Origin of the sequence: Aestuariimicrobium ganziense (assembly GCF_015352975.1) — a bacterium.
Classification (GTDB): domain Bacteria; phylum Actinomycetota; class Actinomycetes; order Propionibacteriales; family Propionibacteriaceae; genus Aestuariimicrobium; species Aestuariimicrobium ganziense.
This window is the reverse complement of record NZ_JACYIZ010000003.1, coordinates 109483-131803: the sequence shown is the minus strand read 5'-3', so window position 1 is coordinate 131803 and position 22321 is coordinate 109483. Positions and strand designations below refer to the sequence as shown.

Sequence of the window (22321 nt, the reverse complement as noted above, 5' to 3'; positions counted from 1 at the left end):
GTGGCATGGGTGTTGTTGCTGGTCAGCGCGGTGTTCGAGGCGGTCTGGGCGACCGCACTCGGCCAGTCCGAAGGGCTCAGTCGTCCGGCGCCGACGGCGGTGTTCGTCGTCTTCGGCGTGCTGAGCATGCTCGGGTTGGGCCGAGCGACCAAGCAGATCCCGATCGGCACCGGCTACGCGGTGTGGACCGGGGTGGGCGCCGCGTTGACCGTGGTCTACGCGCTGGTCACCGGGGACGAGCCGTTCTCGGTGCTGAAGGTGGTCTTCCTCACCGGCATCATCGTCGCCGTGGTCGGGCTCAAGCTGGTGGGCTCTGGGGACGATGACGCAGCGGAAGCCATTCGATGACCTTGGCGATCTCGCGATCCCACAGGTCCCAGGTGTGAGCACCGCCGGTGATCGAGACCGTGAGCTCGACACCGGCGTCCTCGGCAGCCTTGATGAACGCCTCGTTGTCCTCGAACAGGAAGTCCTCGGTGCCGCAGCCCACCCACAGCTTGGGCAGCGAGGCCTTGTCGACGGTGCTGAGCAGGCCCTGCACGTCGTTGGGCGAGCCCTGCGGGATGCCTTCAGGGCCCCAGACCCTGGCCAGCCACTCGTTGCCCTCGGCATTGACGTCGGCGCCCGCCATGTCGAGCGCCCCCGACAGCGACGCGGCAGCCGCGAATCGCTCGGGCTGGTTCAGGGCGAGCTTCATCGCGCCGAAACCACCCATCGACAACCCCGCCACGAAGGTGTCCTCGCGCGCTGTCGAGACCTGGAAGCTCTCGGCGACCAACCGTGGGAGCTCGTCGCTGACGTGGTCCCAGTAGCGGTAGCCGTGCGGCTCGTTGTTGTAGAAACTCAGCTTGGCATCGGGCATCACCACGGCCAGGCCCGCCTCGCTGGCGTAGCGCTCGATCGAGGTGCGCCGCGTCCAGATGGTGTCGTCATCGCTGGCGCCGTGCAGCAGGTAGAGCACCGGCGGCAGGCCCTGCGCCGTGGCGCCCTCCATGCCGATCTGGCCCGCGGTCTCGCGCTGCGGCAGCAGCACTGTCATCGAGGTGGACAGGCCCAGGGCTGTCGAGAAGAAGGCCACGCGCATGTGCATCATGACAGCGATCCTTTCAGAGGAGTTGGCGCGCCGGGTCGATCGTGTAGTCGGCCATGTGGTTGAACACCCCGCGAAGCGCGATCCGGTCGGGGTCGTCGTAGTAGGCGCGTTGGCGGTCGGGCAGTTCGTCCCAGGTGCCGTCGGTGTCGAAGGCCCAGGTGAACAGGTCACGCTCCCGGTCGACGGCCGCGAACAGCACCCTGAACCCGTGGCGCTCGCGCAGGTCGGCGATCGGGCGCCACAGGGCGAGGAACTCGTCCCAGCCCCCGACGATCGAGTAGCGGCGCACCACCACCAACCGGTCGGTGCTGGTCAGGGCGTCGTGGACGAGGTCGACCGGGCGAACCAGGTCGTTGGTGAACACGTGCTCAGCCAGGTCGTGCCGCAGGGCCTGGTGCTCGGGGTCGGCGTTCAGCGACCGTCGGCCCTCGTCCGGGTCGTCGTGGCTGTACAACCAACTCAGCTTGGGTTCGTCCTGTTCCTGCAGGTAGGCCCGCAGGGTGGTGAAGCCGTGTCGTCGGCGCAGCTCGACCTCGCGGACGAACAGGGCACGCCACGGGTCGAGGTGACCCGGTTTGACCGAGTGGCGGTGCAAGATGGTGACCACGCCACCACGCTAGCGTCGCTGTCTGAAGAGGCTCTGAAGAGGTGGGAACCGATCGCGAGGATCGACCGTCCAACTGGACGCGCCGCCCCCACGCGAAGAGTTCCGCGGGCGGCTGACGAGGCAAGGAGTCACCATGAGCGAGGACACCGACTGGGTGGGCAGCTTGCTCGCCGGTCAGTCCACCCCGCCGCCCATTCCCGAGGCGGTGGCGGCCCGGATCGAGGCCGCCCTGCACGACGAGGTCGCCCGACGTCAGTACGGCCTGGCCGCCGAGGAGGCGCGCAGGGCGCTGGAAGAGCTGCAACGTCGCTCGTCCGCCGGCAGTTTCGGCAACGCCCCCACCCATCTCGACAAGAGCGGTCTGGGTCTCAGCGACACCACCCCGGCCGACTGCTGACCACTACGCGCAACAGCGCAGGGCTCACTCGCGCACGTCGTCGTCGACCCAGTCGAAGGTGCGGGTGACCGCCTTCTTCCAGCTGCGGTAGAGCCGCTCGCGCTCGCTGTCGTCCATGCTGGGCGTCCAGCGCTCGCCCTCGGCCCAGTTGTCCACCACGTCCTGCTCACCACTCCAGAACCCCACCGCGATGCCGGCGGCGTAGGCGGCACCCAGCGCGGTGGTCTCGGCGACGACCGGACGAACCACCGGCACCCCGAGCAGGTCGGCCTGGAACTGCATCAGGGTCTGGTTGGCGGTCATGCCACCGTCGACCTTCAGCTCGGTCAACTCGACACCGGAGTCGGCGTTCATCGCGTCAACCACCTCGCGAGTCTGGTAGGCGGTCGACTCGAGCACCGCCCGCGCGATGTGGCCGCGGTTGACGTAGCGGGTCAGCCCGACCAGCGCCCCGCGGGCGTCCGAGCGCCAGTAGGGGGCGAACAGTCCCGAGAACGCCGGGACGAAGTACGCGCCACCGTTGTCGTCGACGCCGGCGGCCAAGTCCTCGACCTCGGCGGCGGACTGGATCAGCCCGAGGTTGTCGCGCAGCCACTGCACCAGTGACCCGGTGACCGCGATCGATCCCTCGAGTCCGTACACCGGGGCCCGGTCACCGATCTGGTAACAGACCGTGGTCAGCAGCCCGTTGGTGCTGGGGACGATCCGCTCACCGGTGGTCATGATCATGAAGTTGCCGGTGCCGTAGGTGTTCTTGGCCATGCCGACCTCGAAGCAGGCCTGCCCGAAGGTGGCAGCCTGCTGATCGCCGAGGATGCCGGCGATCGGCACTCCGGGCAGCAGGCCCTGGGCTCGCCCGTGCCCGTAGACCTCCGAGGACGACCGGATCTCGGGCAGCATGCTCACCGGGATGGTCATCTCGGCCGCGATCTGCTCGTCCCAGGTCAGCGACTGCAGGTCCATCAGCATGGTGCGCGAGGCGTTGGTGACGTCGGTGATGTGCAGGCCGCCGTCGACCCCGCCGGTGAGGTTCCAGATCAGCCAGGAGTCGATGGTGCCCATCACCAGTCGTCCGGATTCAGCGGCCTCGCGGGCGCCGTCGACGTTGTCGAGGATCCACTTCACCTTGGGGCCGCAGAAGTAGGTGGCCAACGGCAGGCCCACGCGGTCGCGGTAACGGTCCTGGTCGCCCTGCCCGAGTTCGTCGATGATCCGACCCGTGCGCGTGTCCTGCCAGACGATCGCCGGACAGGCGGGCTCGCCGGTCTCACGATCCCAGACCACGGTGGTTTCACGCTGGTTGGTGATGCCCACGGCTGCGATGTCGTGGTGGTTCACCGAGGCGCGTGACAGGGCCTGGGCGACCACCTCGCGCACGTTGTCCCAGATCTCGACGGGGTCGTGCTCGACCCAGCCCGCACGGGGGAAGAACTGCTGGTGCTCCTTCTGGCCCGAGGCCACCACCCGCCCGGCGTGGTCGAAGATGATCGCCCGTGAACTGGTCGTGCCCTGGTCGATGGCCAGGACGTACTGCTCAGCCATGGCCGGTCACCGCTGGGGCGGCGGGGGCGGCGTCCATCCCGACGAGGGAGGCTGCTGACCCCACTGCTGGTTCTGTGGGTTCTGGTACTGATTCTGTTGGTTCGGGTCCCACTGAGGTGGCTGCGGAGCGCTGGGCTGCGATCCCGGTTGCCCGTACTGGGGCTGGTTGTACTGCTGCTGCCCGTAGGGACCGGCGGCACCGGCATCCCAGGGCTGCTGCATGCCCTGCTGCTGGGCGGCCGCAGCCTTCTTCTTGCGCTCGTTCATCAGGTACCAGACCAGGGCGCCGATGGCGGCCAGCCCGAGCACGCCGACGATCGCCCAGACCCAGATCGGGATGCCGCCGGAGCCGTCCTCAGCAGTCGCCTTGAGACCCTCAGCGGTGAACAGGTCCTTCGCGCTGGTCCAGGTGGCGGTCTTGCCGTCGACGGTGGACGTGCCGTTGTGGGTGAGCACCTTGCCCGGGAAGGTCACCGAGACCTTGAAGTCGCTCAGCATCGCGGCAGCCTGCGAGGCCTCGGTGCCGCCGGTGGAACCGTCGCCCGACATCTGGAAGGTCCACACACCATCTGTCAGGTTGATGGTCGATCCACTCGACGAGAGCGTGCCCGCGGGCGCCCAGCCGGTGACCTTGCAGCCGATGTAGGTGCCGTCGTCGTAGGGCTCGGTCTTGGCGTCATTGAGCCCGTCAGTGGGCTTGGAGCCGGTCGAGCTCTCCTCGCACAGCTCCTCCTTGGTCATCGTCTCGCCGGACTGTTCGGCCAGCGCCTTCTGCAGGCCGACGTCCATGGTGACTTCGACGCGCTCGGCGCTCTTGATGTCGAAGTTGGCCTGCATCCTCATGCACGAGGTGAACAGGAAGAGCAGCGGAACCGCGAGCAGGATGGCGAGGCGGCGAAGCCTGGGGCTGGTCATGGGGACACCCTAGTGCCGCCTGGCGTCAGGAACCCGACCTTGGACGAGCTCGCTGTACCGACGTTTCATCGTGTCGACCACCTCTTCAGGATCGGTGGCCCAGACGTCGGCGTTGAAGATCTCGACCTCGATGTCACCGGAGTAACCAGCAGCCTCGACCATGGCCGTCAGCGAGCCGAAGTCGATCGAGCCGTCGCCCATCATCCCCCGCGACAACAGGGTGTCGGCGGCCAGCGGGACGACCCAGTCGCAGACCTGGTACGAGACGATCCGGTCGGCGGCCCGGGCGATCTGGGTGGCGACCTGCGGGTCCCACCAGACGTGGTAGGTGTCGACCACCACCCCGACCTGGTCGACAGGGAACTGCTCGGCCAGGTCGAGCGCCTGTTCCAAGGTCGACAGCACCCCGCGGTCGGCGGTGAAGATCGGGTGCATCGGTTCCAGGCCGAGGACGACGCCGTGGTCGGCGGCGAACGGGGCGAGCTCGGCGATGCCGTCGGCCATCCGCTGGCGGGCACCGATCAGGTCGGTCGAGCCCGCGAGCAGGCCGCCGACCACCATCACCAGGGTGGGGGCACCGATGGTGGCGGCCTCGACGATCGCAGACCGGTTGTCGTCCAGCGCCTCGCTACGCGCGGAAGCATCGTCCGTGGTCAGGAAACCGCCCCGGCACAGTGACGACACCCGCAGACCGGCGTCGTCCAGCAACTGCCGCGCGCGCTCGGCACCCACCTCGGCCAGCGGCTCACGCCACACCCCGATCGACGACAGACCTTGTCGCACGCACAACTCGATGGCCTCGGGCAGGCCGAGTGAGTTGGTGGTCTTCTGGTTGAGCGAGAGCCGGTCGAGCGACATGATCAGCGACCCTCGATGCCTTGGACGGCCAACAGCCGGACGAACCGGTCGGCGGCCAGGTCGACGTCGGGCAGCAGCCCGGCAGCGGCGGCGAGCTCGAGGGTGGAGGCCAGGTGGGGCAGGCTGCGCGCGCTCTGCAGACCGCCGACCATGGTGAACGAGTCCTGGTGGCCAGACAGCCACGACAGGAAGGCGATGCCCACCTTGTAGTGATAGGTGGGGGTCGAGAAGATGTGGCGCGACAGCGGCACGGTGGCGGCGAAGGCGTCGTCGTAGGCCCGATCGTCGCCGGAGTCGAGCGCTGCCAGCGCGGTCGCGGCGGCCGGGGCGATGGCGGCGAAGATGCCGAGCAGCGCGTCGGAGTGGTGACGACCGTCGCCCTTGATCAGCTCGGGGTAGTTGAAGTCGTCGCCGGTGTAGAGCCGGACCCCTTCGGGGAGCTCAGCGCGCAGGCCGCGTTCGTGGTCGGCGTCGAGCAGCGACACCTTGATGCCGTCGACCTTGTCGGCGTGGGCACGAATCAATTCGAGCACGGTCTGGGTGGCGACGGCGACGTCGGACGAGCCCCAGTACCCCTCGAGCGCCGGGTCGAAGGCGGGCCCGAGCCAGTGCAGGATGACCGGGCGGTCGGCCTGGTCGAGCAGGTGGGCGTAGAGGGTGAGGTAGTCGTCCTTGCCCGTGGCCACGGCGGCGAGTTGACGGCTGGCCATCACGATCGCCTGGGCGCCGGTGGACTCGACGAAGCCGAGTTGCTCCTCGTAGGCGGCCCGCACCTCGTCCACGCTGGTGGCGGGGGCGGTGAGCTGGTCGGTGCCGACGCCGGCAGCGATTCGGGCACCGGCTGAGGCGGCCTCGACGGCGGAGCGTCGGATCAGTTCCTGGGTGGCCGACCAGTTCATGCCCATGCCGCGCTGGGCGGTGTCCATGGCTTCAGCGACGCCGAGTCCGTGGCGGAACAGGTGGTGACGGAAGCGCAGGGTGGAGTCCCAGTCGACGACCGCGGGGGCGCCGGGGGTGTTGTCGCCGAGGGGGTCGGCGACCACGTGGGCCGCAGCGAAGGCCACCCGCGAGCTGGCGGGAGCAGCCGGGATCGTCCATTCGCGGGGGGCGCCGAGTGCGACGCGCTCGAGGCTGCCGTCGGGGCGGGGAAGGTTGAGGCTGGTCACAGCGTCAGGTCCTCCAGTTCGATGCGGCGACCCTCGGCGTGCGAGCGCAGCGCCGCCTCGGCCAACCGGACGCCACGCGCGCCGGCGAGGAAGTCGTAGGGGTGTTCACCCTCACCGGCGCGGGCCTTGAGGAACTGCTCCCACTGCGCCTTGAAGCCGTTGTCGAAGGTGGCGTTGTCGGGCACCGGCGCCCACTGGTCGCGGTAGCGCTCGGTCTCGGCCTCGTCGGGGTTCCAGACCGGACGGGGGGTCATCGCCCGGTGCTGGACGACGCAGCCGTGCAGGCCGGCGACCGCAGAGCCCTCGGTGCCGTCGACCTGGAACTCGACCAGTTCGTCACGGTGCACCCGCACCGCCCACGAGGAGTTGATCGAGACGATGATGCCGCCCTCGATCTCGATGATCGCGTAGGCCGCGTCGTCGGCGGTGGCCTGGTAGGTGTTGCCCTGCTCGTCGACACGCTCGGGGATGTGGGTGGCGGTGCGGGCGGTGATGGCGAGGATCTTGCCGAACAGGTTCTCGAGCACGTAGTTCCAGTGGCACATCATGTCGGTGGTGATGCCACCACCGTCGGCGGTGCGGTAGTTCCAGCTGGGACGCTGCGCGGTCTGCCAGTCGCCCTCCCAGACCCAGTAGCCGAACTCGCCGCGCACCGACAGGATGCGTCCGAAGAAGTCACCGTCGACCAGGCGCTTCAGCTTGAGCAGGCCGGGCAGGTAGAGCTTGTCGTGGACGACACCCACGCGAACACCGGCCTCGGCAGCGGCCCGCGCCAGTCGCATCGAGCCCTCGAGCGACTCCGAGATCGGCTTCTCGGTGTAGATGTCCTTGCCGGCGGCCATCGCCTTGAGGGTGGCCTCTTCACGCACGCTGGTGAGCTGCGCGTCGAAGTAGATCTCGTCGTCGCCGGCCAGCGCCTCGTCCAGGTCGGTGGTGAAGCGCTCGATGCCCGCCTCGGCGGCGATCTCGGCGAGCCTGTCGCGGTTGCGTCCGACCAGGATCGGGTCGGGGACGAGCTTGGTGCCGTCAGCCAGTTCGACCCCGCCCTGGTCACGGATCGCGAGGATCGAGCGCAGCAGGTGCTGGCGGTAGCCCATGCGCCCGGTCACGCCGTTCATGATGATGCCGACACGCGTGGTGGCCATGGGTTTCCCTCCGTTGGGCAAGGTGTGGAAAGCGCTTACCGAGAGGCTAGTGGACGGTGTTCGGCTCCGCAAGGAGGTCCGGCGAGGTGATGGACGGCGCGCTCGTCATCGTCGGCGGATCGATGCGGCCCAACCATCCAGAATGGCCAGGATTCCCCGGTGCTCCCACACTCGATTCCGCTGGAAGCCGGTCCGTTCGACCACAACTCCGGCGTCTACGAGTTGTCGCAGTGCTCGCTGGGCGCCCACCGCATTCATGTCGAGGCTCTGTTGCAGCCACGCCGCGTTGACGATCGGCTGCCCGACCAGCCGGGGCAGCACCCGCCACGCCCCGGCCTGGCGACGGAGCCGGGTGGCTGCGAGCAGTTCCATTGAGGCAGTCACTTCTTCGGCCAGTTGATCGACCAAGCGGGTGCCACTGGCCGCAGCGAACATCGCTGCCTCGCAGAAGCGCTCGACGATGGGTCTGGCGTCGCCGGCACGAAAGGCCTGCAGCGCGTCGAAGTAGGTGGTCGTGTCGGTCAGCAGTCCCGCTGAGACCGGGGCGGTCACCGAGGTCACCAGGCCCTTGGCTCGCATCATGGCGTGCACAAGGGCCCTGCCAGTACGCCCATTGCCGTCGGCGAAGGGGTGGATCGTCTCGAGCTGTGCGTGGGCCACCGCTGTCTGGACGACCACCTGCACGTCCTCGCGGGTGACGAACTGCACCAGGTCGGCCATCGCATCGGGCACGAGCGCAGCAGCGGGCGCGACGTGCACGGCTCCTCGCGGGCTGATTCCGCTGGTGCCCACCCACACCAGCTGACCTCGGTACTGCCCAGCTTCGTCATGGTGACCCTCCATGAGGGCGCGGTGCATGTCGAGGATCGACTGCTCGTCCAGCCGGGTGGCGAGGGTGTTGGCGGCCATCATGGCTCGCACGTTGCCGATGACCAGACGCGCGTTGAGGGAGACGCTCTGCCCGATCTCGGCGAGCGCCAGTTGGCGGGCCCCCACGGTCAGGTTCTCGATCTGGGACGAGGAGGATGCCTCCGTGCGCAGCAGGATCGCCTTCATCGGTCCCAGCGAGCCCTCGGCGCCGAGCCGGGCGGTCGCCTGACTGTCGAAGCGAGCGAGAGCGCTGGCTGCGTCCTCAGCGGCCGCAGCGAGGTCGGATGGGACCCTGAGGTCGAGGTCGGACAGGCGAGCGGGGACAGTCGTGGAGTAGGGGCCCGAAGCGGCTGCCATCGCCGCGCGGGACGCTGTGCCGTCGTTGTCAGCGACCCAGTAGGCATCCTGCGTACCGACGGGCGGCACCGGGCAGGGGCTGGGGGTGGCGCGCGAGGCCTCCAGATCTGTTGACACAGCTCCAGCTTACTTACACTTCTCGAAGATCTGTCATTACTGGGCCGGTAGTCACACTGATCAGTTGATCCGGCGGGTGCTCTCCCTGATCACGACCTCACCCGAGATCGGCACCTGGCGCCACTGCTCACCGGGGGTGCGCAGTGCCAACTGCAGCGCCTCCAGACCGACCCGCTCCAGCGGCAGCCGGTAGGTGGTCAGGCCGGGGTGGATGTCGCGCAGGCCGAGGATGTCGTCGAAGCCGGCCACCGACAGGTCGTCCGGGATCGTGAGGCCCCGCTCGCGGCAGGCAGTCATCGCGCCGATCGCCAAGGCGTCCGCCACCGCGAAGACACAGGTGAACTCGTCGTCGCCGTCGAGCAACTGCGACATCGCGGCGTAGCCGCCGTCTCGCGTGAACTCGCCCTCGATGCTGACGGGCTCGGGATGGCCGGCCGCCACCACCGCCTGGGTGAAGCCCTCGGCGCGATCGCGAGCGGTCATCAGGTCGGGAGAACCGGCGAGCACTGCGAAACGGGTGTGCCCCAGTTCCATCAGGGCGCGGGCCATCTCCTGACCGGCGCCGTGGTTGGCGATCGCGACCGTGTCGCACTGCAGCACTGGTTGACCGACGTTGACGACTCGTCCGCCCCGGTGCTGGTAGTCGGCGATCCGCTTGTCGAGATCGGTCCAGGTGTCCGGGTCGGTGCTGCGCGAGCCGACGATCACCACGGCCTGGGCCCGCTGCGAGCTGAACATCCGCATCTGGTCGCACTCGCGCTCGGGACTGCGTTCGGTCGCGGCCAGGGTGACCAGCAGGCCGAGTTGGTCGGCGAGTCCCATCACGCCGGTGGCGATGGTGCTGAAGTACGGGTCGACGATGTCGCCGACGACGAGTCCGACCACACGGCTTCGTCCCCGCACCATGGCTTGTGCCTGCGCGTTGACGGTGTAGTTCAGTTCGCGAGCAGCCTGCAGGACGCGCTCGGCCATCTGGGGGTTCACCTTGCGCGCGCTGCCGTTGATGGCCCGTGACGCCGTCGCCAGTGACACCCCGGCGCGAGCAGCCACCTGCTGCAAGGTCACCGGCCCGTGCGGATCACCCAACTCTGTCTCCCGTGTCTGTCCCGTCAATGCCGGTGAGCTTAGCCACGACACGACCAGAGACAGCCCGAACGTCAGTAGGTGGCCCGTCCACCCGTCACGTCGTAGGTGGCGCCGGTCGAGAAGCTCACCAGGTCGGAACACAGCCAGGCCACGAGTTCGGCCACCTCTTCGGGGGCTCCCACGCGCCGCATCGGGATCAGGCTGGTGATGTGGGCCAGCACAGCCGGCTCGGTGTCGGCGTTCATGGGCGTCGCGATCACCGCGGGAACCACGGCGTTCACCAGCACCCCCGACGTGGCCAGTTCCTTGCCCAGCGACTTGGTCAGTCCGATCACCGCCGCCTTGGACGACGAGTAGGCCGCCATGTTGGGGTTGCCGTCCTTGCCGGCGATGCTCGCGAAGTTCACGATTCGGCCCCAGCCCCGCTCGCGCATGCCCGGCACCGCGGCCCGGCAGGTGTGGAAGGTTTCCAGCACGTTCACGTCGAAGGTGCGCCTCCACTCGGCATCGCTCACCTGCCACAGCGGCTTGTTCGGGCCGACAACTCCTGCAGAGTTCACCAGGACGTCGATGGCACCAGCCTCGGAGAAGGCTGCGTTGACCTGCTCCTCGTCCGCCACGTCAGCGACCAGGTCGGCCGCTTCCCCCTGGTCGAGGACGAGCATCTCCAGCCCCTCGTCCCTCAGTCGTGCCACAGTCGCCGCCCCCAAACCACTGAGGCCGCCGGTCACCACCGCGCCCCACCACTGCCCCACCCGGCAGTCGGTCTACGAGTGGGTCGGGGCCAGTTCGCTCGAGGGCCGCACGCCCAACTCGATCACCGACCCCGAGGCACTGCACCGGGCGCTCGAGCAGGTACGCGAGCAGGGCTATGCCGTCGACGACCAGGAGAACGAGGTCGGCATCAATTGCGTGGCCGTGGCCGCTTACCTCAACTCACCCGAGACCCCGAGCGGGGCGATCAGCGTCTCAGGGGTGGTCTTCCGCACCCCGCTGAAGCAACTGATCGACCAGCTTCCGCTGGTGCGCTCGATCGTCGCCGGACACTGAGTCAGCCACTGCTCGACAGCACCCGCACCGACCAGTCGAGCAGCGCCTCGTCCATCGAGTAGTACAGGGCGTACCAGCGCCGGTAGGCGTCGACCAGCCAGGCCTCGTCACCGAGTCGGGCCAGCAACTGCTCCTCGAGCCAGACCGTGTCGGCGCCCGCCTGCGGGTAGTGGACGTGTTCGAGGAAGCAGACTGCGGCCACCTCGTCCATCACCGGGTCGGCCGCCAGCGCGTGCACCGAGATGTCGAGCACGCCGCTCACCCGGCCGTCGTCGACCATCACGTTCCCGGCGAAGTAGTCGGCGTGGACGAACGCCGGCTCGACGTCGCGGGACGACAGGGCTGCCAGCAGGTCGTCGAAGCGCTGGTCGAGGTCGGGCATGGCCGCCCGCAGCAGTCCGTTCCACTGCAGACCCACCTCGGCCTGCACCCGCAACAACTCGACCAACGTGACCCCTGGCGGCACCCGATCAGCGATGAACAGGCTCCGGAACCCTCCGTCACCGATCGGCAGTTGGCGGAGCCGGGCAGCGACGTCGAGGTAGTCGAGCAGCACCTGCTGACGCACCTCGTCCGACTGCCCCTCGGCAAGCCATGACGCCAGTGAGACCCCCCGCATCCGACGGTCGACGGTGTAGTGCTGACCTGCCAACTCACCATGCTCGAGCACCTCGGGCAGCGCCACCCCGATGTCGACGCCGGCCAACGACTCGAGGTGGCCGACAACATCGAGGTTGGGTCTCCCGCCGAAGATCCGCACCACCCGCTGGTCGTCCAGCGCGAACACCCGAGACTCTCCACCGGCGCCCAGCAACGCGTCAGGCCCGATACCGAACCGCGCGAGGATCGCAGCCTCGCCAGACCCGGCCGGGGTGAAGGTCGCCAGCACCGTCATGCGCCCGATTGTCGCACGGTACCGCGAGCCAGATCCGGGCATACAACGGGCATGACAAGGCGACGCGCAGTGCTCACCTGGGCCGCCTCACTCGGTGCCGGCGCGCTGTTGGCCGGGTGCCGTCTTCCGCCAGGTCGAGGGCTGGGACCCCGGCTACCTCGGCGCGATCTACCGCCCGATGTACTTCAACGGCGGCATCGCCGTGCACGGCACCAACTCCGACGTGCTCGCCCAGCCCAAGTCGCACGGCTGCGTGGGGCTGACGTTGCCGATGATGGACGGGATCCGCCGCTCCGGCCAGATCAAGGTCGGCACCGGCGTGCTGGTCTACTGAAGCCGCTCCCGGGTCACCCGGATGCTGTCGGCGACGTCACGGGCGGCGTCGGGCCAGCGGCACTCGAACGACCAGCGGCCCTGGTAGCCGGCCTCGGCCAGGGCGACGGCGACGTCGAGCACTGCATCGGCGTCCTGGCTGACCGGAAGCCGGTCATGACCGGACAGGTGCACGTGGCCGATCCGGTCGAGGTGCGCCACTGCGAAGTCGGCGGTCAGGTCCTGGCTGAACATGTGGAAGGTGTCGCAGACCATCCGCAGGTCGAGGCCATGGTCGTCCAGGAACCGTGCCCCCTCGGCCAGGTCGTTGAAGACATTGCTCTCCTGGGCGCGCAGCGGTTCGAGCATCACCTCGAGGCCGGCCTCGCTGAGCACCCGGTCGGCGAGTCCGACCACCTCGGCCAACCTCGCCAGCCCGGCCTGGCGGTCGACCTCGTCCGGAATCCGGCGCGAGGCGCCACTGCCCAGCACCACCCACCTGCCCGGTTCGGCGTAGGCGCCCAAGGCCTGGCCCACCGTGGTCAGGTGCTGCTCGACCAGGCTGAGGTCGAAGTCGGGGTCGGCCAGACGCATGGTGCCGGGGAACAGCACCGCACCGCCGCGGATCGGCCGGTCAGGCAGGCCCGACAGCGGGTCGGGCAACACGCGCGGGCCCTCGTCGTCCGACCCGACGAAGCGGCCCATCAGGACGGGCTCGAGGAAGTCGAGGTCGATGTCGGTGGGCAGTTGCTCGGGGTTGATGACCAGTCCGAGTTCGGCCATGGCGTGCTCCTGACGAGAGGGCGGGCAGGATCTGCTTCGACCCTATCGATCCGGGTCAGCGCAGCGTGAGAACCAGTGACACCACGAGCGCCACGATGACCGAGTTGAACACGAAGGCGAGCAGGGCATGGTTGCGCACCGTGCGGCGCATCGCGGTGGTGGTCACCGTCACGTCGGTGGTGCCGAAGGTGGCCTGCACGCCGGTGGCCAGGTACTGGTAGTCGACGAACGACGGCTCGGCCGACTCGTCCTCGTTGGGGAATCGCAGCCCTCCGCCCCGGGTCAGGTCGAGCCGCGCGTAGTGCACGGCATAGGTGATGATCACGTCGAACCAGACCACCGCGAGCAGGGCCACACCGAAGCCCAGCACGAGGGCGTCACGGCGAAGCTCGGGGTAGATCACCAGGGCCATCACCGCGATCAGCGCCATGATCGCCAGGCTGGACGAGAACGAGTGCGCCCCCGTGCCGACCACGAACTCGGCCAGCGGCGAGCGTTGCCGGTAGGAATCGGGATCGGCCACCAGCGCAGACCGGAGTGACTCACCCTGTCGCCCGCGATGGGCCCACCAGGTGGTGATGGCGTGGGTCAGGCTGAACACCACCCAGCCGCCGACTGCTGTCAGCACGAATCGAACTCAGCGTGGGGGCCTCGAGGCCCGGCGTGGCCACGCGGCTGATCGTGATGCCGGTGATCGAGGCGAGCACCGTCGCGATGGCGATCCGGCGGTTCTAGGTCTGGGTCCACGGACGACGCTGTCGCGACCTGGTCTTGGGTGGTGCTGACACGCAGGCAGGCTACCCGGACGAGGGGTGAGCTGGCCCGTGCGACCGTCCGATACCCCCGGGGGAATGCGGAGACCGGGGAACGTGTTCGCTTTGTAGACTGGCGAGGCACCAGCCCACCCCACCCCGGGCTATCCACCGCCCGACCGAATCGAGGGACCTGGAAATGACTGACGACATCCGCGACGTGATCATCGTGGGCTCGGGCCCGGCCGGCTACACCGCCGCCGTCTACACCGCACGAGCGCAGCTCAAGCCGCTGGTGTTCGAGGGGCAGACCGACGCCGGTGGTGCGCTGATGAACACCACCGAGGTCGAGAACTACCCGGGCTTCAGCGACGGCATCATGGGCCCCGACCTGATGGCGCAGATGCGCGCCCAGGCCGAGCGGTTCGGCGCCGAACTGGTCACCGACGACGTCACCGAGGTCGACCTCACCGGCGACATCAAGGTGGTCACCGACTCCGAGGGCACCCAGTACCGCGCCCACGCCGTGATCCTGGCCACCGGTTCGGGCTACCGCCGCCTGGGCCTGGAGGACGAGGACCGGCTGTCGGGCCGCGGGGTCAGCTGGTGCGCGACCTGTGACGGCTTCTTCTTCCGTGACAAGGACGTGGCGGTGGTCGGTGGCGGCGACTCCGCCGCCGAGGAGGCGACCTTCCTCACCCGGTTCGCCAAGTCGCTCACCCTGATCCACCGCCGCGATGAACTGCGTGCCTCGAAGATCATGGCCGACCGGGTGGCGAACGACCCGAAGATCTCGATGGCTTGGAACTCCGAGATCGTCGACATGGACGGCGACCCCACCCTGTCGGGGCTGACCCTGCGCGACACCGAGACCGGCGAGACCCGCACCCTCGACGTGCAGGGCCTGTTCGTCGCCATCGGTCACGATCCGCGCTCGGAGCTGTTCAAGGGCCAGGTCGAGTTGGACGAGAACGGCTACGTGCTGGTCGACCACCCCTCGACCCGCACCAACCTCAAGGGCGTCTTCGCCTGCGGTGACCTGGTCGACCACACCTACCGCCAGGCGATCACCGCCGCCGGTTCGGGTTGCCAGGCGGCGCTGGACGCCGAGCGCTTCCTGGCCGAACTGCACGACGCCGACGCAGCCCCGGGTCCGGGTTCGCCCGCGCCGGGCGTCGAGGACGAGGACGACACCGCCGCGCGTGCTGTCGTTGATGCAGTGGCCGATTCGGGTGTGTCGGCCTGAACTGGTTGACTAACCCCTGTACAGGTCCAGCCGCCACCACCTGACGAAAGGTCCGCCATGGGCAACATCACCGCCGTCACCGACAACGACTTCGAACAGGTCGTGCTCACCTCGTCCAAGCCGGTGGTCGTCGACTACTGGGCTGACTGGTGCTCACCCTGCAAGCAGATGGAGCCGATCCTCGACGAGTTGGCGACCGAGTACGCCGACCGGGTGCAGATCGTGAAGATGGACACCAACACCAACACCGAGGTGCCGGCGCAGCAGGGCATCATGTCGCTGCCCACCCTGCAGGTGTGGGTCGGCGGACAGGTGGTCAAGCAGGTCACCGGCGGCAAGACCAAGGCCGCCCTGGTGAAGCTGCTCGACGAGTTCGCCTGATCGACTCGAGGTGTCTGACTCGAAGCCCGAGGGCGGTTGGCAGCACGTTCAAGGCCCGGACGAACCGACGCGTGTGACGGCTCGTCCGATTCCGGGACGACGCCGCCGGCCGGCCCGGGGCGAGATCGAGGACAAGCGACCCCAGCGGCGGTTCTGGATGACGCTGGCCATCGTGACGGTGGTGCTGGTCGCGGTGGCAGCCGGCAGCGGCTACTTGGTCAACCGACTGACCCCGGCGACGGTGATCACTGAGACGGTCACCCCCACCCCCACCCCAGCGTCCTGGCCACTGGCACTGCCGGTGACGATCGGTGAGTACTCCCGCGACGCCAACGAGGGAGCCACCCCGACCACGGGGACCGATGGCAAGCAGACGGTCTCGGCCACCTACAGCCGCGATGGCAAGCCCGCCGCGGTGATCCTGCTCTCGCGGCCTCACAGCGACGGCCAGCAGTTCATGCAGGATGCCAACATGAACGCCGTGGCCGAGGTCGAGCCCGGCTGGTGCGGCATCTCCGGCGACAACAACCTTGACGCATGCGTGGTGATCCGCGACGGCACCGCGGTGCTGGTGTTGGCCATGGCCGACTTCAGCCGCACCGAGTTGATGGAACTGACCGTGCAGGTCGCCGACCAGGTCGACGGCTGATTCCCCAGGAGCATCCATGACCACCCCGCCCGCTCGCCGCCAGGTCAGCGTCACCCGACGCGAGACCGGCCGCTACACCGCCACCAACAGCCGCGGTGGCACCCTCGACTTCGGCTCGGGCCAGGACGAGGAGTTCACCCCGGTCGAGTTGCTGCTGGCCGCGATCGGCGGCTGCTCGGCCGTCGACGTCGACATCGTCACCGCCCGGCGCGCCGAGGCCGACCAGTTCGAGGTGACCATCTCGGGCGCCAAGGTCACCGACGAGTCCGGTGGGGTCAGGCTGGACGACGTGGTCGTCGACTTCACCGTGCGCTTCGACGACGACGAGGAGGGACGCCGCGCCGCCTCGATGGTCGAACGTCTGGTCAAGCTCAGCCGCGACAAGGACTGCACCGTCTCACGCACCGTCGAGCACGCCACCGACGTCGAGTTCCGCCTCGAGGGCACCCCGCTCGACTGATCTCTGCAGGGCGGGGGCGGGTCAGCAGTTGGGCGGTGACGGCGATCCTGCGGGCGTCGCGGCGGGTCAGCTCGATCATGGTCAATGACACCACCCCGGCGGGCGCGTGGTTGGCTGTGCGCATGGAACAGGTGCGCTGGGGAATCATCGGCTGCGGCGACGTCACCGAGGTGAAGTCGGGTCCTGGGCTGCAGAAGGCCGATCGGTCGTCGCTGGTGGCGGTCATGCGTCGCGACGCCGAAGCGTGCCGTGACTACGCCGAGCGCCACGGCGTCCCGTTCTGGACGACCGATGCCGACGAGCTGATCAACCATCCCGAGGTCGACGCGGTCTACGTCGCCACCCCTCCGGACTCCCACGCCGACTACGCCATCCGTGTGCTCGAGGCAGGCAAGCCGGTCTACGTCGAGAAGCCGATGGCTCGCACCGGCGCCGAGTGCGACCGGATGATCGAGGCCGCCGAGCGCACCGGGCAGCCGCTGTTCGTGGCCTACTACCGACGGGCGATGCCCCGGTTCGTCACCGTCAAAGAGCTCCTGGACGAGGGCCGCCTGGGCCGGGTGCACGCCGTCACGGTGCGGGTCCAGAGGCCCGCGTCAAGGGCGGTGATCGAGCCCGGGGCCAGTGCGCCTGCGGCGGCGACCCCTGTCGAGGGCGAACTGGAGTGGCGGATCATCCCCGAGGTGTCGGGTGGGGGTCATTTCGTCGACCTCGCCTCGCACACCCTCGACCTGCTCGACCACCTGCTCGGGCCGCTCGACCAGGTGCAGGGCCAGGCCGAGACGCTGGCCGGGGTCTCGTGCGCCGAAGACACGGTGGTGGCGACCTGGCGGCACGCCTCGGGAGTTCTGGGCGGCGGGCTGTGGAGCTTCACGGCCGGCCAGCCGCGTGACGAGGTGGAGATCATCGGCGAGGTGGCCACGCTGAAGTTCTCGAGCTTCGCCGCCGAGCCGCTCGTGCTCGAGACGGGCGATGGCACCGAACTGATCGAGGCTCCCTACCCCGAGCACGTGCAGCAGCCGCTGATCCAGAACATCGTCGATGTGCTCACCGGGCATGCCGAGTCGGCGATCAGCACCGGCGAGTCGGGAGCACGCACCGCCCGGGTGATCGACACGGTGCTGGCCGACCACCGCCGGCGCAACGGGATCCGCTTCGAGTGAGCGTCGTCAAGCACCGGCGCCCGGAGGCCCCGCACGCACTCCCGATGGAGGCGGCGGGGTTGGTCTGGCTGGCCGAGGCCGAATCATCCGGGGGCACCCGCATCGCCCGCGCTCGCATGGTCGGCGACGACCTGCACGTCGATCGCGTGATTGAGGCCCGACCCACACCGGAGCGGGCCGAGGCGTTGGGACGAAGCCTCGCCCACCTGCATGCCGCAGGCGCTGAGTGGCACTGCTGCCCACCGCCGGGTGCACCCGAGCCGTGGGAGGTGGGATCGTCCCGAACCCCGTTGTCAGGACAGGTTGTCGGTGACGGTGGTTGGGGTGAGGCGTGGGCGGCGACGGCGCTTCGTCCGGTGCTCGACCGCAGCCGCTCCCGATTCGGTGTTGACGACCAGCGGCTGCTCGACCATGTCATCGACCGGATGGCTGCAGGGGACTTCGACGTGCCGCAGCCTGCTCTCGTCCGTGGCCCGGTGGCTCGCCTGCACGGTGACCTGTGGGCGGGCAACGTGTTGTGGAGTGACGTCGACACCGGCGCGGTGCTGATCGACCCGCACGCCCAGGGTGGGCACGCCGAGACCGACCTGGCGATGCTCGACCTGTTCGGAGCGCCCCACCTGGAGCGGGTGTTCGCCGCCTACGACGAGGTCTCGCCGGTGGCCGAGGGGTGGCGCGAGCGGTTGCCGATGCAGCAACTGCAGCCGCTGCTCGTCCACACCCTGCTGTTCGGTGGTGGCTACGCCCGTCAGGCGGTCGCCGTGGCGCGCCGACTCGCCTGAGCCTCGGCGACCACCCAAAGCGCAGCACCCACCAGCAGCACCAGACCGTGGACGATGCGTCCGGTCGGGGGCAGGAAGAACTGGGGAAGGTAGCTGGCCAGACCCAGGCAGAACGGAACGGCGGCCCACCGCACAGACGACGAGCGCCAGTGGTCGAGCGCACTACCACCCCACCCGCGAGGCACTGCTCACGGCCCTGGCCTCGCTGGCCGAACTGGTCGGGGTGATCACGCTTGAACTGGGCGGCCACAGGACCGGCGTGGCCGACCCCGCCCTGCTCTACGACTACGTCGTCGACCGACAGGTCACCGCGCTGGGCCTGGACGAGCGCTGAGTCACCACAGCACAGCCAACAGGTAGGCGAGCAGGATCTTCACCACGGTCCCGACCGCGAACAGCGAGGTGTAGGACGACTCGATGCGCGGGTCGTCGCTCTTGCTCTGGGCGAAGGCGAGCACCGCGGGCTGGCCGATGATGCCGCTCATGATGCCAGCGGTGCGCGGCGCCGACAGTTGCAGCAGTCGTCCAGCCAGCCAGGTGAACAGACAAGCCGCCAAGGTGACAGTGCCACCCAGCGCCGCAGCCTGCAGGCCGGTGGTGGTGAGCACGGTGCGGGCGAACGCCGGACCCGAGGCCAGCCCGACGCAGGCCAGGAACAGGAACAACCCGAGTTGGCGCAGGGTGAGGTTGGCCGAGTTGGGCAGGCTCCACACCAGCGGGCCGGTGCGGACGAGTCGTCCCAGCAGCAACCCGACCAGCAGCGGACCGGCGGCCGCACCGAGGGTGAGGGTGACCACCCCGAGCGGGATCGGGACGATGCCGAGCAGCAGCCCGAGGGCCAGCCCGACGGCCAGTGTGAGGGCGTCGACCTCGCTGACCCGGCGCTCGGAGTCGCCGAAGATCGAGGCACCGACCTCGAGTCGTCCTTGCGGGAACACCGCCAGCACCCGGTCGCCGAGTTCGAGGACGAAGTCGTCGCGGGCCAGGAACTCGGTGTCGCCGCGGTAGACACGGGTGGCGCGTCCGCCGTGGCGACGGGGCAGGTCGAGGTCAGCGACGGTGCGTCCGGCCACGTCGTGGTTCGAGACGGTGAAACGGCGGTGGTCGAGGTCGGTGCGGTCGTCGGTCAACCGCTCGGACGACTCGAGTCCCAGGAACTGCAGGGCCTCACGCCCAGCCTGTTCGGCTCCGATCACCAGCACCCGGTCACCGGGCAGCAGCCGGTCGTCGTCGGTGACCACTCGCCCATGGCCGTCGCGCACCAGGTACGACATGGTCACCCGCTGCTCGCGCCAGCCGGGCACCTCGTCCACCCCGACCTCGCGCTCGACGTCAACACTCAGGGCCTGCAGCCCTCGTCCGCCCTCAGGGGCCGGGTCGCGATGGGCGGGCCAGCGGCGTGAGACCAACACGGCGAGCACGAAGATGCTCAGCGTCACCCCCACCGGGTAGCCGAGCGAGTAGCCGACCGCCGGGTCGCCCGACCCACCAGCCGCCTCGGTGGCGGCTGCGAGGGCAGCCGTTGCGGTCAGCGAGCCCGAGAAGGCACCGGCGGTCATCGGCGCGCTGAGTCCCAGCACCTGGCCACCACCGATCGCGACCCCGGCCGTGGCCACCAGCACCAGAAGGCCCGCCAGCATCGTCGGCAGTTGCCGGCGGAAGGTCGAGGCCAACTGGTAGCCGCCGGCCAGTCCGACGGTATAGACGAACAACGCCAGACCCAGGGTCTGCATCAGGCCAAGGCCTTGGCCGAGGCGTTCGTCCATCGCCCCGACCGCGAGTCCGACGAACAGGCCGCCTGCGGGGCCGAAACGGATCGGCCCGAACGGGATCGAGCCGACCAGGGTGCCCAGCGCCACCACCAGGAAGACGGTGAGCAACGGGGAGCCGGCGAGGATGTCGAGCACGGGCGTCAGGCTACGCCGTTGGCCACCTGCGGTGCTGGTCGGCGTGGTTGGATCGAGGCATGAGCAACCTCACCATCGCCCCCGACTTCCGCCTCAGCATCGCCGACGGGGGGGCCTGGCAGGAGTCCCGCGCCGAGAACGCCGTCGAAGTGGTCGTCGACGTTCCCGCGGGAACACGTTTCGAGGCGTCACTGGTGGCTCCGCTGGGCATGGGCGTGGGGTTGTGGCACCCCGACATGCGCGGCCATCGCACCCTGCCGCCGGACTGGGGCGGCCGCTTCGTCACCAGCCTGGTGCGCTCGGCACCGGTGATCGCCCTGTACGACGCCATCGGACAGGCGCTGTGGACGATCGGCTGCTCGCACCTGGTGGGTGAACTCGAGGTGCGTGGCGGGGTGAGCGAGGAACAGAAGGACGTCCGGCTGTCGCTGACCAGCCTGCCGCTGGCCGAGGCGACCACGATCACGCTGGTCGTCCACCCCGAGGCCGCTGCGCTGCCCGAGGCTGTCGAGCAGGTGATCACCCGGCTGGCCGCCAGCACCGGTGTCGAACCGCTGCCCCTGCCCGAGGCGGCGAGCGAGCCGGTGTTCTCGACCTGGTACACCTACACCCAGGACGTCAAGGACGAACTGGTCAGGCAGGACGCGCGGCTGTCGGCCGAGCTGGGGTGCCGCAGCCTGTTCATCGACGACGGTTGGCAGACCGGCGCCCACGGCCGTGGCTACGGCGGCACCGGCGACTGGGTGCCCGACACCGACAAGTTCCCCGACCTCAAGGCCACCATCGCCGCCGCGCGTGAGGCTGGGGTGGCCACGGTGCTGTGGATCGCGCCGCTGCTGCTGGGTCACTTCAGCCACGCCCACGAGCGCATGCGCCCCTACGCGCCATCGGAGCTCACCGGTCTCAACGCCCAGGTACTCGACCCGCGGCATGCCGAGGTGCGTGAGTTCGTGGCCGACACCTGCCGCCGGGTGGTGGCCGACCACGGTGCTGCCGGACTCAAGATCGACTTCCTCAACAACGCGATGGCCTACCAGGGCACCGAGTCGGCCGGCGACATCGCCGATGTCGGCGTGGCCATGCAGGCGATGCTCGCGCAGGTGCGTCAGGCCTTGTCAGAGGTGTTGGACGACGAGCCGATCATCGAGTTCCGCCAGCCGTACGTGTCGCCGGCGATCACCGCTGACGGCAACTGCCTGCGGGTGGGTGACTGCCCGGCCGACGCCTGGGTGAACCGGGTGGCCTCGATCGACCTGCGGCTGTTCGTCCGTGGTGCGGTCGTGCACTCCGACCCGCTGATGTGGGCGCCCGAGGCCGGTGCCGACGCGGTGGCGCAGCAGTTCCTGTCGACCTTCTTCTCGGTGCCGCAGGTCTCGATGCCGCTGCCGACCCTGTCGGACGAGCAGCGCGCCTCGGTCACCCACCACGTGGGGCTGTGGCGGGCATGGCGCCAGCCGGCGCTGTTCGGCGACATGAAGGTCGCCGGCGTCGAGATGGGCTACACCACCGCTTCGGCGACGCTCGACCGACGTGCCGTGGTCGCCGCGTTCCGTCCCGAGCCGCTGCTGTTGGACGACCTGGCCGCCGACGAGGTGCTGGTGCTCAATGCCCAGCCGGGTGACAGGGTGCTGCTGCGGGGCTCTGGCTGGTCGGTCGACCGGGCGCACACGCCGGACGGCTCGCCGCTCGACGTGGAGTTGCCCGGAGATGCGACCGGGCTGGTCGAGGTCGCGCTGCCGGCGTGGTCGACGATGGTGCTCCGCCGCGGCTGAGGGCGCCGCGACAATG

General features: G+C 69.2%; 26 protein-coding genes. 11 read left to right on the top strand and 15 right to left on the bottom strand.

The features are described from left to right. A complete protein-coding gene (locus IE660_RS06530; RefSeq protein WP_203567533.1) occupies window positions 1–348 on the top strand; it encodes a DMT family transporter in 348 nt (115 codons plus the stop codon). Here IE660_RS06530 and IE660_RS06525 read toward each other — a convergent pair. Together IE660_RS06525 and IE660_RS06520 are read right to left on the bottom strand one after the other, a co-directional pair. Beyond that, a complete protein-coding gene (locus IE660_RS06525; RefSeq protein WP_203567532.1) occupies window positions 299–1093 on the bottom strand; it encodes an alpha/beta hydrolase in 795 nt (264 codons plus the stop codon). The two genes, IE660_RS06530 and IE660_RS06525, sit on opposite strands and share 50 nt — an antisense overlap. Before the next feature lie 13 nt (window positions 1094–1106). Next, window positions 1107–1700: a hypothetical protein gene (locus IE660_RS06520; RefSeq protein WP_203567531.1), complete on the bottom strand. Its 594-nt coding sequence runs from the start codon at window positions 1698–1700 to the stop codon at window positions 1107–1109. Between the two features lie 133 nt (window positions 1701–1833). Here IE660_RS06520 and IE660_RS06515 point away from each other — a divergent pair, with 133 nt between their 5' ends. Then, entirely contained in the window at window positions 1834–2097 is a 264-nt protein-coding gene (locus tag IE660_RS06515) for a hypothetical protein (protein ID WP_203567530.1), read from the top strand. Window positions 2098–2121: 24 nt separating this feature from the next. On the opposite strand, the gene glpK is transcribed toward IE660_RS06515, so the two are convergent. From glpK to IE660_RS06475, 8 genes are all read right to left on the bottom strand, one after another. Beyond that, a complete protein-coding gene (gene glpK / locus IE660_RS06510) occupies window positions 2122–3639 on the bottom strand; it encodes a glycerol kinase GlpK (RefSeq protein ID WP_203567529.1) in 1518 nt (505 codons plus the stop codon). Between the two features lie 6 nt (window positions 3640–3645). Continuing rightward, window positions 3646–4554, bottom strand: a complete 909-nt coding sequence (locus tag IE660_RS06505) for an LppM family (lipo)protein (RefSeq protein ID WP_203567528.1) — start codon at window positions 4552–4554, stop codon at window positions 3646–3648. Between the two features lie 9 nt (window positions 4555–4563). After that, entirely contained in the window at window positions 4564–5412 is an 849-nt protein-coding gene (locus IE660_RS06500; protein WP_203567527.1) for a sugar phosphate isomerase/epimerase family protein, read from the bottom strand. A gap of 2 nt (window positions 5413–5414) precedes the next feature. Then, on the bottom strand, window positions 5415–6578 hold the full coding sequence (locus IE660_RS06495) for a dihydrodipicolinate synthase family protein (protein ID WP_203567526.1): 1164 nt from the start codon (window positions 6576–6578) through the stop codon (window positions 5415–5417). Beyond that, window positions 6575–7723: a Gfo/Idh/MocA family protein gene (locus tag IE660_RS06490; RefSeq protein ID WP_203567525.1), complete on the bottom strand. Its 1149-nt coding sequence runs from the start codon at window positions 7721–7723 to the stop codon at window positions 6575–6577. The genes IE660_RS06495 and IE660_RS06490 overlap by 4 nt, the downstream gene beginning before the upstream one ends. Window positions 7724–7828: 105 nt before the next feature. Then, entirely contained in the window at window positions 7829–9067 is a 1239-nt protein-coding gene (locus tag IE660_RS16375) for a Fic family protein (RefSeq protein ID WP_203567524.1), read from the bottom strand. A gap of 60 nt (window positions 9068–9127) precedes the next feature. Then, the gene (locus IE660_RS06480) at window positions 9128–10153 is read right to left on the bottom strand and encodes a LacI family DNA-binding transcriptional regulator (RefSeq protein WP_207731000.1); all 1026 of its coding nucleotides are present in this window, start codon (window positions 10151–10153) and stop codon (window positions 9128–9130) included. A 71-nt stretch (window positions 10154–10224) separates the two neighbouring features. Beyond that, window positions 10225–10839 (bottom strand): SDR family NAD(P)-dependent oxidoreductase, encoded by a 615-nt coding sequence (locus IE660_RS06475; protein ID WP_235997157.1) that lies wholly within the window; start codon window positions 10837–10839, stop codon window positions 10225–10227. On the opposite strand from IE660_RS06475, the gene IE660_RS06470 reads away from it, so the two are divergent. After that, window positions 10724–11203 carry an IclR family transcriptional regulator domain-containing protein gene (locus tag IE660_RS06470; protein ID WP_235997123.1) on the top strand — a complete coding sequence of 160 codons (480 nt, stop codon included), beginning with the start codon at window positions 10724–10726 and terminating at the stop codon, window positions 11201–11203. The genes IE660_RS06475 and IE660_RS06470 overlap by 116 nt on opposite strands. A 1-nt stretch (window position 11204) precedes the next feature. On the opposite strand, the gene IE660_RS06465 is transcribed toward IE660_RS06470, so the two are convergent. Next, window positions 11205–12098, bottom strand: coding sequence for a phosphotransferase family protein (locus tag IE660_RS06465; protein ID WP_203567522.1), 894 nt, complete (start codon window positions 12096–12098; stop codon window positions 11205–11207). Window positions 12099–12192: 94 nt separating this feature from the next. Here IE660_RS06465 and IE660_RS06460 point away from each other — a divergent pair, with 94 nt between their 5' ends. Beyond that, on the top strand, window positions 12193–12432 hold the full coding sequence (locus IE660_RS06460) for a L,D-transpeptidase (protein ID WP_203567521.1): 240 nt from the start codon (window positions 12193–12195) through the stop codon (window positions 12430–12432). On the opposite strand, the gene IE660_RS06455 is transcribed toward IE660_RS06460, so the two are convergent. Then, complete coding sequence (locus IE660_RS06455; RefSeq protein WP_203567520.1) at window positions 12426–13193, bottom strand: sugar phosphate isomerase/epimerase family protein; 768 nt, start codon at window positions 13191–13193, stop codon at window positions 12426–12428. The two genes, IE660_RS06460 and IE660_RS06455, sit on opposite strands and share 7 nt — an antisense overlap. Window positions 13194–13248: 55 nt before the next feature. Beyond that, window positions 13249–13821, bottom strand: a complete 573-nt coding sequence (locus IE660_RS06450; protein ID WP_203567519.1) for a DUF1345 domain-containing protein — start codon at window positions 13819–13821, stop codon at window positions 13249–13251. 323 nt (window positions 13822–14144) lie between these two features. On the opposite strand from IE660_RS06450, the gene trxB reads away from it, so the two are divergent. The 6 genes from trxB to IE660_RS06420 are packed head-to-tail and all read left to right on the top strand — an operon-like array spanning window position 14145 to window position 18626. Next, window positions 14145–15191 carry a thioredoxin-disulfide reductase gene (gene trxB, locus IE660_RS06445; protein ID WP_203567518.1) on the top strand — a complete coding sequence of 349 codons (1047 nt, stop codon included), beginning with the start codon at window positions 14145–14147 and terminating at the stop codon, window positions 15189–15191. Window positions 15192–15248: 57 nt separating this feature from the next. Then, window positions 15249–15572 carry a thioredoxin gene (gene trxA, locus IE660_RS06440; protein WP_203567517.1) on the top strand — a complete coding sequence of 108 codons (324 nt, stop codon included), beginning with the start codon at window positions 15249–15251 and terminating at the stop codon, window positions 15570–15572. A 10-nt stretch (window positions 15573–15582) separates the two neighbouring features. Further along, on the top strand, window positions 15583–16221 hold the full coding sequence (locus IE660_RS06435) for a hypothetical protein (RefSeq protein WP_203567516.1): 639 nt from the start codon (window positions 15583–15585) through the stop codon (window positions 16219–16221). Between the two features lie 16 nt (window positions 16222–16237). Next, entirely contained in the window at window positions 16238–16681 is a 444-nt protein-coding gene (locus IE660_RS06430; protein WP_203567515.1) for an OsmC family protein, read from the top strand. 35 nt (window positions 16682–16716) lie between these two features. After that, window positions 16717–17844, top strand: a complete 1128-nt coding sequence (locus IE660_RS06425) for a Gfo/Idh/MocA family protein (protein ID WP_203567514.1) — start codon at window positions 16717–16719, stop codon at window positions 17842–17844. Beyond that, on the top strand, window positions 17841–18626 hold the full coding sequence (locus tag IE660_RS06420) for a fructosamine kinase family protein (protein ID WP_328701876.1): 786 nt from the start codon (window positions 17841–17843) through the stop codon (window positions 18624–18626). Before IE660_RS06425 ends, IE660_RS06420 begins: the two co-directional genes overlap by 4 nt. Here the strand turns inward: IE660_RS06420 and IE660_RS06415 are convergent. Beyond that, window positions 18593–18760 (bottom strand): hypothetical protein, encoded by a 168-nt coding sequence (locus IE660_RS06415; RefSeq protein WP_203567513.1) that lies wholly within the window; start codon window positions 18758–18760, stop codon window positions 18593–18595. The two genes, IE660_RS06420 and IE660_RS06415, sit on opposite strands and share 34 nt — an antisense overlap. A 201-nt stretch (window positions 18761–18961) precedes the next feature. After that, on the bottom strand, window positions 18962–20533 hold the full coding sequence (locus tag IE660_RS06410; protein WP_203567512.1) for an aspartate:alanine exchanger family transporter: 1572 nt from the start codon (window positions 20531–20533) through the stop codon (window positions 18962–18964). Between the two features lie 59 nt (window positions 20534–20592). Here IE660_RS06410 and IE660_RS06405 point away from each other — a divergent pair, with 59 nt between their 5' ends. After that, on the top strand, window positions 20593–22305 hold the full coding sequence (locus IE660_RS06405) for a glycoside hydrolase family 36 protein (protein WP_203567511.1): 1713 nt from the start codon (window positions 20593–20595) through the stop codon (window positions 22303–22305). The last annotated feature ends 16 nt before the right edge of the window (window positions 22306–22321 follow it).

Excerpts from the sequence above, each read along its gene's own strand:
- trxA (WP_203567517.1), top strand. The coding sequence starts at position 15,249 with ATGGGCAACATCACCGCCGTCACCGACAACGACTTCGAACAGGTCGTG.
- IE660_RS06490 (WP_203567525.1), bottom strand. The coding sequence starts at position 7,723 with ATGGCCACCACGCGTGTCGGCATCATCATGAACGGCGTGACCGGGCGC.
- IE660_RS06500 (WP_203567527.1), bottom strand. The coding sequence starts at position 5,412 with ATGTCGCTCGACCGGCTCTCGCTCAACCAGAAGACCACCAACTCACTC.
- IE660_RS06505 (WP_203567528.1), bottom strand. The coding sequence starts at position 4,554 with ATGACCAGCCCCAGGCTTCGCCGCCTCGCCATCCTGCTCGCGGTTCCG.
- trxB (WP_203567518.1), top strand. The coding sequence starts at position 14,145 with ATGACTGACGACATCCGCGACGTGATCATCGTGGGCTCGGGCCCGGCC.
- IE660_RS06515 (WP_203567530.1), top strand. The coding sequence starts at position 1,834 with ATGAGCGAGGACACCGACTGGGTGGGCAGCTTGCTCGCCGGTCAGTCC.
- glpK (WP_203567529.1), bottom strand. The coding sequence starts at position 3,639 with ATGGCTGAGCAGTACGTCCTGGCCATCGACCAGGGCACGACCAGTTCA.
- IE660_RS06405 (WP_203567511.1), top strand. The coding sequence starts at position 20,593 with ATGAGCAACCTCACCATCGCCCCCGACTTCCGCCTCAGCATCGCCGAC.
- IE660_RS06455 (WP_203567520.1), bottom strand. The coding sequence starts at position 13,193 with ATGGCCGAACTCGGACTGGTCATCAACCCCGAGCAACTGCCCACCGAC.
- IE660_RS06430 (WP_203567515.1), top strand. The coding sequence starts at position 16,238 with ATGACCACCCCGCCCGCTCGCCGCCAGGTCAGCGTCACCCGACGCGAG.
- IE660_RS06470 (WP_235997123.1), top strand. The coding sequence starts at position 10,724 with ATGGCACCAGCCTCGGAGAAGGCTGCGTTGACCTGCTCCTCGTCCGCC.
- IE660_RS06465 (WP_203567522.1), bottom strand. The coding sequence starts at position 12,098 with ATGACGGTGCTGGCGACCTTCACCCCGGCCGGGTCTGGCGAGGCTGCG.
- IE660_RS06525 (WP_203567532.1), bottom strand. The coding sequence starts at position 1,093 with ATGATGCACATGCGCGTGGCCTTCTTCTCGACAGCCCTGGGCCTGTCC.